Origin of the sequence: Geminicoccus harenae, assembly GCF_019800005.1 — a bacterium.
Lineage (GTDB): Bacteria > Pseudomonadota > Alphaproteobacteria > Geminicoccales > Geminicoccaceae > Geminicoccus > Geminicoccus harenae.
The window spans coordinates 164,033-175,193 of sequence record NZ_JABGCL010000003.1 but is presented as its reverse complement, the minus strand read 5'-3'; the positions used below and the strand labels follow the sequence as shown (position 1 = coordinate 175,193).

Sequence of the window (11,161 nt, the reverse complement as noted above, 5' to 3'; positions counted from 1 at the left end):
ATCTTCAGCCCCGCCGGTGCGGAGCGCTCCCGTGGGGCGAACGATGACGGTGCCGAAAAACAACGAACCCCGCGCCGATCGCTCGACGCGGGGTTCGTCACGTGAAGGAGGAGGCCGCAGCAGCGGCCTCCGGCTGCGTCAGTGGCAGCAGTCGCTCTTCTTCGCCGAAGCCGAGCAACTCGCCATGTTCTTCTCCGGCGGCAGGTCGATCACCGGGTTCTGGTCGAAGAAGCCGTTCGGCATCAGCTTGAAGCCGCACACCACGCAGGGCTGGACCGGATGGTCCTCGGGCCGCGGCAGGTGGTGCAGGCCGAAGCTGTGCCAGAGCACGATGTCGGTGTTCTCGATCGGCCGGTTCTGGTCGCTCCAGGTCTCGACGCTGTCGTCACCCGTGGACTGGTTGACGAACTCGCCCGCCGGATAGCGCTCCTCGGGGTGATAGGGCGTCACCCAGAGGTGGTGCTGGATGAAGCGGCCGCGCTTGCCCGACGGGCTGTCCGGATGGGTGAAGGCCTGGATGGCGGACGGCGTTTCCAGCTTGAAGCCCACCGGCGTGCCGACCCAGTTCTTCTTCTCCGGGTTGACGATCTTCCAGTAGCGCTGCTTGGCGAAGTCGAAGTCGCGGCGCGCCTCGAGCTCGGTCTTCAGCGGCTTCTGCACGACATAGAAGGCGTTGCCGTAGGGGTTCTCCGCCGAGCCCATCGGCTCGGCCACCGTGTCGCACTCGACCACCGTGTTGTTCGGCCCGTCCACTTCCATGTCCAGGCGCGCGCAGAACACGTGCTGGTGGATGTGACCGACGATGCCCGGCGCCACCTCCGTACCCCACTTGCCGGGCTGGCCAGGCCAGCAGGCGGCGGTGTTGATGATGCCGGTGGCCTTCATCTCGTACTCGATGCGGCCGTCCTGGTGCAGGTACCAGTAGGACGCGTACTCGTAATTGCCGATCGTCGAGATCGACGAGATCACCAGCTTGCGGGCACGGCGCACCTCGGTGCGCTCGGTGCGCATGTCGTAGTGCTTCCAGGAAAGGCCGGCGTCCTCCTCGTGGAGGCAGATCGCGTTCTTGATGGTGCGCGGCTCACCAAACAGGGTCGGCACCACGGCGTCGAAATAGTGGATGACGCCCAGGCAGTCGCAGCCGAGCTCCAGCGAGTTGGCCATGCGACCAAAGCCCAGCTCGCCATTGTCGAACACGTTCTTGCGGTAGTGCGAGCGCTCCGGCGTGCCATAGGGCACCACCATCTCGGCAATCGAGCCGCGATACATGATCGGCCGGCGCACGTCGTTATGGGTATAGGCGACGCAGTGCAGCGTCAGGCCCTCGCGGCCGTTGAAGCCGACCCGGAAGTCCCAGTTCTCCCAGGTGACCTTGTTGCCCTCGACCACGAAGCCCGCTCCATCGGGCTGGACCACGTCCAGGCGCGAGGACGGCTTGCGGAAGTCCTTGAGCAGGGCCGAATCGTAGTTGCGCGGCTCGCGCGGGACCGGGATGTAGTCACCCTTCTCGGCGAAATGGTCGGTGACCTCGATGATCTCGGCGGTCGCGAGATCCACCAGGACGTGCAGGCCGTCGACCGGATGCGCGTAATAGTTGTCGAGCGGGAAGGTGCGCATCCAGATGAAGCAGTTCATCACCCGGCGGCCGGTTTCCTTCTCGTAGCCGAAGCTGCCGACCGTCCAGGGATCGACCGCCATGTACTCGACCTCGTCGAGCAGGCCGCGCTTGGCCAGCGCTGCCCGGAAGTCCGGGTGGTCCTTCACCTTGCGCTCGATGTCGAGGATCTCCTCGACCGCGACCATGGCCCGGGCGTTCTCGCGGAACTCCTTCTGGACCACCTCGCCCTTGTTCAGGTCGATCCGGCCGACCCACACGCCCATCACGCCGCGCTTGTAGGCGTTGAACCGGGCGATGCGCGGGAAGTCGCTGCCTTCGACGAAGTTGCGCACCAGATTCTTGGGCGGCTCCTGGATGTCGATGGTCTCGACCCGAAGATCCTCGCCCATGTCGAAATGGTCGCGGATGATCGCGGCGGCCTGCTTGATCTCGTCCGCGTTCAACGGGTCCAGCGGGTGCGAAGGCTTGACCACGGGGCTGGCCAGAATGGCCTCTTCGACGCGCAACGCCATCATTCTCTCCAAGGATCACTTGCAACGGATGGGCTTTTTGCATCCGCCACGCGGGTCCGCGCCCGCGCACCAGCGGCCGAATCGCGCCTCCGGCCGCACCGCTGGAAGGATCCGGCAACCGCTGAAGCCCAGCAAGCCAAATCTTCGAGTAACGTGAAGTTTCGTGCGAATCGGTGCTGGCGGCAGAAATTCGCACAATTTCGCACAAGACCGGACAGCTGCGCGACCAGCCGGCAGCCTGCCTTCGCCTCAGGCAGGACTTGATGCGAAGCGAGGCAGGCGGGTGCCGAGCCCGCTCAGCCCCCGGCCAGCAGCCGCTTGCGCTTCTTGATCTCGGCCCCGGCGAGCTGGTCGCAGCGCTCGTTCTCCGGGTGGCCGGCATGGCCCTTCAGCCAGTGCCAGGTGACGTCGTGGCGCCGGACCGCCTCGTCCAGCCGGCGCCAGAGATCCTCGTTCTTCACCGCAGCCTTGGCCGCGGTCTTCCAGCCATTGCGCTTCCAGCCGTGGATCCAGCGGGTGATGCCGTCGCGCAGGTAGACGCTGTCCGTGTAGAGCTCGACCTTCATCGGCCGCTTGAGCGTTTCCAGGGCACCGATCGCGGCCATGAGCTCCATGCGGTTGTTGGTGGTGAGGTCTTCGCCGCCGGACAGCTCACGCTCCGTGCCCTTCCAGCTCAGCACCGCCGCCCAGCCGCCCGGGCCCGGATTGCCGCTGCAGCCGCCGTCGGTGTGGATGACGACCGGCACCGGGTCGGCCGGCTCAGCGGACACCGCACACCGCCGGGTCGGTGACATCACGGAAGAAGCGCAGCTTCGCCAGGTACTCCAGCGGGTCCTTGGGCTGGACCAGGGCACCATCGACCCGGTTCAGCCAGTCATAAAGGCGGGTCAGGAGGAAGCGCAGCGAGGCGCCGCGGCAGAGCAGCGGCAGGGCCCGGATCTCGGCGGGCTCCAGCGCGCGCTCTGCGACATAGCCCCTGACCAGGGCCCGGGCCCGCTCCGGGTGGAAGACGTGGCGCTCGTCGAAGCACCAGGCGACGGTGCAGACCGTCAGGTCGTAGGCCAGCAGGTCGTTGCAGGCGAAATAGAAGTCGATGATGCCGGTGACGTCGGTATCGCGGAAGAAGATGTTGTCGGGGAACAGGTCGCCATGGATCACGCCCGACGGCAGGCCGGTCGGCCAGGCGCCGACGATTTCCCGGAAATCCCGCTCCAGCTCCTCGGCCAGGCCCGGCAGGACCTTACCGGCATCCGGCTCGCACAGGTCGAGCAGGCGGCGCCAGCCATCGACCGACAGCGCGTTCTGCCGGCGGATCGGGAAGTCTTGGCCCTCGCGATGGAGCTGGCCCAGCGCTGCACCCAATGCCCGGCAATGCTCGGGATCGATGATCTCGGTGCAGCGGCCTTCCAGGAAGGTGACGACCGCCGCAGGCTTGCCCATCAGGCTGCGCTGGACCCGGCCATCCCGCCCGTGGATCGGCAACGGACAGTGAATGCCGCGCTCGGCCAGGTGCTCCATCAGCCCCAGGAAAAAGGGCAGGTCGGCCGGATCCACCCGGCGCTCGTAGATGGTGAGGACGTAGCGCCCCCGCTCCGTGTCGACGAAGAAGTTGCTGTTCTCCACGCCGGCCTGGATGCCCTGGAACTCCAGGAGTCGGCCCAGGTCGTAGTGCGCGAGAAAGGCGTCGAGAGTGGCTCGATCGACCGGCGTATAGACCGCCATGCGGGCTCCGAAGCTGGATCAGGCGGCCTGGGCAGGACGGCGCTTGGGCAAGGGCGGCACCCGGAAGGTGACGTTCTCGTCGACCAGCTTCACTTCCTCGACGGTCACCTCGAAGCGCTGGCGGGCCGCCTCGATCACCTGGTCGACCAGGATCTCCGGGGCCGAGGCGCCGGCACTCAGCGCCAGGCGGCGCACGCCGTCCAGACTGTCCCAGTCGATGTCAGCCGCGGTGCGGATCAGCTCGGCGCGCGGGCAGCCCTCGCGCTTGGCGACCTCGACCAGCCGCATCGAGTTCGAGCTGTTCTTGGCACCCACCACGAAGGTGAGGTCGGAGCCAGGGGCAATCGCCGCCACCGCCTGCTGGCGGTTGGTGGTGGCGTAGCAGATGTCCTCGTTGCGCGGCCCCTCGATCCGGGGGAAGCGCTCCTTCAAAGCCGCCACCACGCCGGCCGTGTCCAGCACCGAGAGCGTGGTCTGGGTGGAGAAGGCCAGGCGCTCGGGGTCCGGCACCTCCAGCTTCGCCACGTCCTCCACCGTCTCGACCAGGAACACCGAGCCGTCGGGCACCTGGCCCATCGTGCCGATCACCTCGGGATGGCCGGCATGGCCGATCAGGACCACGGTCAGGCCGGCCTTGTGGTGGCGCTCCACCTCGCGATGGACCTTGCTGACGAGCGGGCAGGTGGCATCGGCGAACAGGAGCCGGCGGCGCCTGGCCTCGTTCGGCACCGATTTCGGCACGCCATGGGCGGAGAACACCACGATGCCGTCGTCCGGCACCTGGTCCAGCTCCTCCACGAACACCGCACCCATCGCCTCCAGTTCCTCGACCACGTAGCGGTTGTGGACGATCTCGTGGCGGACATAGACGGGCGGCCCGTTCTCGGCGAGCGCCTGCTTCACGATCTGGATGGCACGGTCCACGCCGGCGCAGAAGCCGCGCGGGCTGGCGAGAACGATCGTGAGTTCGGGTTTCGACGAGGTCATGGCTGGCTCGTTGGCGACAGATGGACGGCGAGATAGCACGCCCTAGCCGCCAAGACGAGGTTCAGGCCGCCACGAACTCGACCAGGACGCCGCAGGCCTCCGCCGGCGCCACGGTGATCCCGCCCGCCGCGTCGACCTCATGAGCCACACCCTGCCGCTCCAGGAAGTCGCGCGTGCGGTCCGGATCGGCACGGATGCCCATCGCCACCGCGACCGGAGCCGCGGGCGGCTCCAGCCGGACCAAAGGCGGATGGAGCATGCCGATGTCCTCGGCGCGGGCCAGCAGCAGAGTGGCGTCGCCGACATGAACGGCGGCGACCTCGTCCGTCCAGGTGACCGAAGCCGGTCCCAGGACGCGGGCCAGCACGTCCACCACGGGCGGCACGTCCGGGACCAGCCAGGTCACCGTGCGGATGCCCACCGCACCGTTCGGATGGGCCAGCCAGACCGGCAGGCGCAGCAGCTCCGGCGTCAGATGGTGGCAGGCGAAGAAGTTCAGGCCTGCGGTCGCCTCCGCAGCCGGGTAGACGTTCGAGAAGCGCAGCATCTGGCCACCTGGCCCGCCATGCTCCAGGAGCCGGCCGAGATCCTTCGGCCCCTCGGGGCGCAGGCCCGCCGCTTGCCAAGCAGCGGCGGTGGCCGATGGCTCGGTCGAGCGCAGCACCATGCCGAGCAGGCCCTCGCGCAGGGCCAGCAGCCGGTCCAGGCCGTTGGTGAACTGCGCGGGGTCCAGGATGCCCAGGAGCTCCAGATAGTCCCGCTCGAACATGATGCAGTAGTTGGCCGTCCCCCAGCCGACATGGCGGCCGCGCGGAGTCAGGTTGAACCCTAGGCGCGCGAAGGCATGGCGGGCTGCCTCCAGGTCGCGCACGCCCAGGATCAGATGGTCGATCCCGTCCAGGTGCCTTGCTGCCACCCTTGCCTCCTCCGGACACTGCTCTAGAGCTACGCAGCCCCGCCCCTAGCAGGAGTTGCCGGCCGTGACGATCGGACTGATCTGCGCCATTCCCCAGGAACTGGCCCATCTGCGCGACGTGCTGGAGGCGCGCGAGGTCGTCGAGGTGGCGGGGCTGCGCTTCGACCATGGCCGGCTGGACGGGCACGAGGTGATCCTGGTGGGTGCCGGGATCGGCAAGGTCAATGCCGCGCTGACCGCGACCCTGCTCTGCGACCGGTTCCGCTGCCGGCTGGTGGTGTTCACCGGCGTGGCCGGCGGCCTCGACCCCGAGCTGCAGATCGGCGACGTGGTGATCGCCGATCACACCGTCCAGCATGATGCGGGCGTGATCGAGGATGGCGAGATCCAGACCTACCAGGCCGGGCACGTGCCGTTCTTCAACCCGACCGACCGGCTGGGCTATCCGGTCGACCCGGACCTGCTCGCCACGGTGAAGGCTGCCCTCTACGGCTTCGAGCTGGGCGTCGTCAGTGCGTCGGGCAGCGGCCGGCCGGCTCGGATCGTGTACGGGACGATCCTGTCGGGCGACCAGTATCTCCACTGCGAGCGGACCCGCGAGCGGCTGTTCCGCGAGCTGGGCGGCCGGGCGATCGAGATGGAAGGCGGTGCGATCGGCCAGGTCGCCCAGGCGTTCGGCGTGCCCTACCTGGACATCCGCGCCCTGTCCGACCTCGCGGGCAAGGAATCGCGCTTCGACTTCGCCCGGTTCGTGGACGAGGTCGCGGCCAGCTCGGCCCGGATCCTGCGGCGCCTCCTGGCCAGCCTGTGACGCCCACCGGCCGATGATCGCTGGCCTGCCCATGTACGACCTGCCGGAGCTGGCCGACGCCACGGCCGCCTGGTGGCAGGGGATCGCCCAACATGGCGGCTTCGAGGCGGAACTGGAGCGGCCGGCCGACCTGCTGGCGCACTGGCGCTCGCCCGATCTCCTGTTCTCGCAGACCTGCGGCTATCCCCTGACCCATGCGCTGGCCGGCAGCGTGCGCTACCTCGCCACCCCCTGCTATGCGGCACAAGGCTGCCACGGACCGTTCTACCGCTCGGCCATACTGGTGCGGGAGGACGCGGCACAGGCCAGCTTCGCCGATACCGAGGGTGCCACGCTCGCGATCAACAGCGAGGACAGCCAGTCCGGCTGCAACGTCCTGCGGGTGATGGCGGCCGAGACCAGCCCTGCCCGCCCCTTCTTCGGCGCGGTCGTGTGGACCGGCAGCCATCTGGCGAGCATGGCGGCAGTCCAGGAAGGCCAGGCGGATCTCGCGGCGGTCGACGCGGTGACGCTCGCCCTGGCGACCCGGGTCCGGCCCACAGCTGTGGCCGGGCTCCGGCGGCTCGCCTGGTCGCCCGCAACCCCTGCCCTGCCCTACATCTCCCGGCCGGACCTCCCGGTTGCTGTCCGGCAAGCCCTGGTCCGGGCGACCCATGCAGCCTGTGCCGACCCAAGGCTGGCGGCGGTGCGGCAGGAGTTGCTGATCAACGGCGTGGCCGTCCTGAATCCGGATGCCTATCAGGTGATCCCGGGCATGCACCGACGTGCCCTGGCGCTCGGCCTGACCGAGCTCGGCTGAAGAGGCGTCAGGCGATCCGCCCGGTCACCACAGGCGGCGGGGCACAAGGCTGCGGCCCGACCTCGAAGGCCGGCCGCAACCGGGCCATGGCAGCCTCGGCGGCCGCCTCGTCGCGGGCATGGACCATCAGCAGCGGCCGGTCGGGCCCGGTCGCCTCGCCCACCTCCAGGACATCGGTGAGCCCCACCGCATGATCGACCGCCTGGTCAGGACGGGTGCGCCCGCCGCCCAGCCCGATGACTGCCAAGCCCAGCGCCCGGGCGTCGATCCGGGTGACGAACCCGGGCCCGGCCAGGAGCGGACGAACTACCGGGGCAGAAGGGAGATGGACGTCGGGCCGCTCCAGCAGGCCCGATGGCCCGCCCAGGCCCTGGACCATCCGGGCGAAGCGCTCTGCGGCCGTACCACTGGTCAGTGCCTGCCGCGCCCTGGCAGCACCATCCGTGATGCCAGCCAAGTCCAGGATTTCTTCGGCCAGCGCCAGGACCAGTTCCACCAAGCGTCCGGCAGTGATCTGCCCGGCCAGCACCTCGATGGCCTCCATGACTTCCACGGCATTGCCAGCGGTCCGGCCCAGGCACATGCCCATGTCGGTGAGCAGTGCACGGCAGGGCAGCCCGGCATGGCGGGCGACCTCCACGATCGACCGGGCGAGTGCCTCGGCCTCATCCAGACCGGGCAGGAAGGCGCCGGAGCCGTGCTTGACGTCCATCACCAAGCAACCGGGCCCGGCCGCCAGCTTCTTGGACAGGATGGACGCGGTGATGAGCGGGATGCTTTCCACCGTCGCGGTGACGTCGCGGATCGCGTAGAGGCGCCGGTCGGCGGGCGCCAGCTCGCCGGTCTGGCCGACGATGGCACAGCCGGCCGAGCGGACGGTCGCGCGCACCAGCTCGATGGGCGCCGCGGTACGGTAGCCCGGGATCGCATCGAGCTTGTCCAGCGTGCCGCCGGTATGGCCGAGGCCGCGGCCGGAGAGCATCGGCACATAGCAGCCGCAGGCGGCCAGCAACGGAGCCAGGACCAGGCTGGCCTTGTCGCCGATCCCGCCGGTGGAGTGCTTGTCGACCACCGGCCCCGGCAGGCCGTCCCACGAGAGTCGCTCGCCCGATTGGGCCATCGCCTGCGTGAGCTGGGCAGTCTCGGCCGAGTCCATCCCCCGCAGGACGATCGCCATGGCCAGGGCCGCCACCTGGCCCTCCGTCCAGCTCCCGTCCGACAGGCCCGCGACGAACAGCCGGATCGCTGCCGGGTCGAGCGTGCCGCCCTCCCGCTTGGTCCGGATGATCTCCTGCGGGAGCATCAGTAGCCGCTGTCTCCCGCCTGCGAGCCACCGCCCCCGGCCACCCGGACCAGATCGTCCAGCATGGAGGACGCGCCGAAGCGGAAGGTCCGGGCCGAGATCTGCCCCGCCCCCATGATGGCGTCGCCCAGGCAGAGATAGCGGGCGGCATCGGCGGCCGTGCGGATGCCGCCCGATGCCTTGAAGCCGACCCGCAGACCGGCCTCCTCGCAGACCCGCATCAGCACGGCCGCAGCCTCGGGCGTGGCACCCACCGGCACCTTGCCGGTCGAGGTCTTGAGGAAGTCGACCCCGGCCATCACCGCGGCGCGGGCAGCCGCGGTGATCCGGTCGGGATCGGCCAGCACGCCGGTCTCCAGGATCAGCTTCAGCCTGGTAGACGGGCCGATCGCCACCCGGACCGCCTCGACCAGCTCACCGACGATGCCGACATCGCCCTCCATGATCGCCTGGACCGGCGCCACCACGTCGACCTCGTCAGCGCCGTCGGCCACGGCCGCCGCGGCCTCGTCCGCGGCCCGCGCCAGATCGTCGGAACCGTCCGGAAAGTTGGCGACCGCCGCCAGACGCACGGTGCTGCCGGCCAGCAGCGGCCGGGCGAGCGGCAGGAAGCGCGGATAGATGCAGACCGCGGCCGTGCCGTGCGCCAGGGCCTTGGCGCAGAGCGCCTCGATTTCCGCCTCGGTCTCGCTGCCGGACAGCGAGGTCAGGTCGACCAGCGGGATGGCACGCCGGGCGACATCGGGCGTGGCGGGGGCGGCATCGGCCTTGGCCAGGAGGTCCTGGGTATTCTTGTCGATCATACGCGGGCGAGATCCGGAAGAGCGGCGGTGAGCAGGCGGCGGAGCTTGGCCCCGGCGATCTCCGCACCCGCCAGGGTGTGGTCGTGGCTGAGCTCGGCCGGGGTCATGCCGGCGGCGAGGTTGGTGACGGCGGACAGACCGGCGACGCGCAGGCCGAGCTGCCGGGCGGCGATCGCCTCCGGCACGGTGCTCATCCCGACCAGGTCCGCGCCGAGCGTGCGAAACGCCCGGATCTCGGCCGGCGTCTCGAACTGGGGCCCGAGCGTGGCGAGATAGACGCCTTCGGGCAGGTCCAGGGCCAGCCGCCGCGCGGCCTCCCGCAGCACCCGGCGCAGCTCACTGTCGTATACGGCTGTCAGGCCCACGAAGTTCGGCCCGCCCACCAGCGGGCTGGTGCCCTGGAGGTTGATGTGGTCGGCGATCAGGCTGATCGAGCCCTCCCCGACCTCGGGACGCAGCGAGCCGGCAGCGTTGGTCAGGACCAGGCGGCGGCAGTCGAGTTCGTGGACCAAGCGAACCAGCGGCAGGACTGAGGTGGCCGGCCTGCCCTCGTAGAGATGGACCCGGCCCTGGAAGCACATGACCGGCACGCCGGACAGGCGACCCAGCACCAGCCGGCCGGCATGGCCCTGGACCCCGGCAGCGGGGAAGCCCGGCAGGTCGGCATACGCGAAGCTCGTGGCCCCCTCGAGCGCGTCGGCCAGCCCGCCCAGGCCGGAGCCCAGGATGATCGCCACCTGCGGATTCAGGTCCGGCAGCTGCCGGCGGACGACCGCAGCGGCATCCTCGCCCGGCGCGGCCGCTTCGGCGGCGCCCAGATGCGCGGTGGTGAACGCGTGCGGCAGAAGCTCCGCCATGCTGGTCGCGAGATGCCGCCCGTCCGGATGGCAGAGATGGACCGGCGTGCCGGGGGACGAGAACTCCGCCAGCCGCTGTCGGCAGCCGCCGCAGGGCGCGATCAGCCGCTCGCCCCTGGCCAGCACCAGGACCTCGGCGATCCGCCGGTCGCCGGCAGCCACCATGATGCCGATCGTGCTGGCTTCGGCGCACTGCCCCTGCGGATAGGCGACGTTCTCGACGTTCACGCCGGCATGGATCCGGCCGTCGACGGTGCGCAGGGCCGCCGCCACCGGGAAGTGCGAATAGGGCACGTAGGCCCATTTCAGCACGGCAGTCGCGGCGGTCAGGAGATCGGCGGGGGCAGTCACACGCTGCTCCGGGCGGGAAACCAGTTCGGGTCGAGGATCTGCTCCACCGCGAAGGGGCAGGTCTCCGGCACCCGGCTCCAGCGCTCGCCCGGCGGCTTGCCTGTTTGGGCACGCTGCCGGGCCGCCTCGTAGGCCTCAGGGAGCTGCTCGCTCAATCGACGCCGCAGGCTGGGGCTCAGCCGCAGCAGACGCGCCAGATCATGCCGCTGGGTTACCACCGTGACCCGCCAGCCGCGCCGGGGAAGCTGCGCCGAGGAGTGACGCAGCTTGAGCAGATGCTCGAGGATGGTAGTGAGACGACTGCCGAGCTCGGCCTGCTGGCTGTTGCTCAAGCCTTCCAGCTCCGCCGCCAGGTTCTCCCAGTCGATCGGCAGGTTCGACGTCCTGGCGGCCTCACGCAGCCGGCCAGCCTGGGTTTCCGCCCAGAGCGCGAAGTCACGGTCATACAGGCCGGCATCGGGCAACGTAGTCGTACTCATGGT

The 11,161-nt window shown here is 69.7% G+C and carries 11 protein-coding genes; 2 read left to right on the top strand and 9 right to left on the bottom strand.

Features of this window, described 5'->3' with window-relative positions:
* Nucleotides 1–138 precede the first annotated feature (138 nt).
* The 5 genes from HLA95_RS03510 to HLA95_RS03490 form a co-directional block, all read right to left on the bottom strand.
* Nucleotides 139–2,130 (bottom strand): primary-amine oxidase, encoded by a 1,992-nt coding sequence (locus HLA95_RS03510; RefSeq protein WP_222182417.1) that lies wholly within the window; start codon nucleotides 2,128–2,130, stop codon nucleotides 139–141.
* Nucleotides 2,131–2,426: 296 nt separating this feature from the next.
* The gene (gene rnhA, locus HLA95_RS03505; protein WP_191058031.1) at nucleotides 2,427–2,924 is read right to left on the bottom strand and encodes a ribonuclease HI; all 498 of its coding nucleotides are present in this window, start codon (nucleotides 2,922–2,924) and stop codon (nucleotides 2,427–2,429) included.
* Complete coding sequence (locus HLA95_RS03500) at nucleotides 2,890–3,852, bottom strand: homoserine kinase (protein ID WP_191058025.1); 963 nt, start codon at nucleotides 3,850–3,852, stop codon at nucleotides 2,890–2,892. The genes rnhA and HLA95_RS03500 overlap by 35 nt, the downstream gene beginning before the upstream one ends.
* An 18-nt stretch (nucleotides 3,853–3,870) precedes the next feature.
* Nucleotides 3,871–4,839 (bottom strand): 4-hydroxy-3-methylbut-2-enyl diphosphate reductase, encoded by a 969-nt coding sequence (gene ispH, locus HLA95_RS03495; protein WP_191058026.1) that lies wholly within the window; start codon nucleotides 4,837–4,839, stop codon nucleotides 3,871–3,873.
* A 61-nt stretch (nucleotides 4,840–4,900) separates the two neighbouring features.
* Nucleotides 4,901–5,755, bottom strand: coding sequence for a VOC family protein (locus HLA95_RS03490; protein WP_191058027.1), 855 nt, complete (start codon nucleotides 5,753–5,755; stop codon nucleotides 4,901–4,903).
* Between the two features lie 64 nt (nucleotides 5,756–5,819).
* Between HLA95_RS03490 and HLA95_RS03485 the strand changes: the two genes are divergently transcribed.
* Nucleotides 5,820–6,566 (top strand): 5'-methylthioadenosine/adenosylhomocysteine nucleosidase, encoded by a 747-nt coding sequence (locus tag HLA95_RS03485; protein WP_191058028.1) that lies wholly within the window; start codon nucleotides 5,820–5,822, stop codon nucleotides 6,564–6,566.
* Between the two features lie 13 nt (nucleotides 6,567–6,579).
* Nucleotides 6,580–7,365 (top strand): phosphate/phosphite/phosphonate ABC transporter substrate-binding protein, encoded by a 786-nt coding sequence (locus HLA95_RS03480; protein WP_191058029.1) that lies wholly within the window; start codon nucleotides 6,580–6,582, stop codon nucleotides 7,363–7,365.
* Between the two features lie 7 nt (nucleotides 7,366–7,372).
* Here the strand turns inward: HLA95_RS03480 and HLA95_RS03475 are convergent, their stop codons facing one another.
* Genes HLA95_RS03475 through HLA95_RS03460 form a run of 4 tightly spaced genes read right to left on the bottom strand, consistent with a single transcriptional unit; the run spans nucleotide 7,373 to nucleotide 11,158 of the window.
* Entirely contained in the window at nucleotides 7,373–8,668 is a 1,296-nt protein-coding gene (locus tag HLA95_RS03475) for a thymidine phosphorylase (protein WP_191058030.1), read from the bottom strand.
* Entirely contained in the window at nucleotides 8,668–9,471 is an 804-nt protein-coding gene (gene deoC / locus HLA95_RS03470; protein WP_222182414.1) for a deoxyribose-phosphate aldolase, read from the bottom strand. The genes HLA95_RS03475 and deoC overlap by 1 nt, the downstream gene beginning before the upstream one ends.
* Nucleotides 9,468–10,679, bottom strand: a complete 1,212-nt coding sequence (locus tag HLA95_RS03465; RefSeq protein WP_223861437.1) for a purine-nucleoside phosphorylase — start codon at nucleotides 10,677–10,679, stop codon at nucleotides 9,468–9,470. Before HLA95_RS03465 ends, deoC begins: the two co-directional genes overlap by 4 nt.
* A complete protein-coding gene (locus tag HLA95_RS03460; RefSeq protein WP_222182412.1) occupies nucleotides 10,676–11,158 on the bottom strand; it encodes a DUF29 domain-containing protein in 483 nt (160 codons plus the stop codon). The genes HLA95_RS03465 and HLA95_RS03460 overlap by 4 nt, the downstream gene beginning before the upstream one ends.
* Nucleotides 11,159–11,161 lie beyond the last annotated feature (3 nt).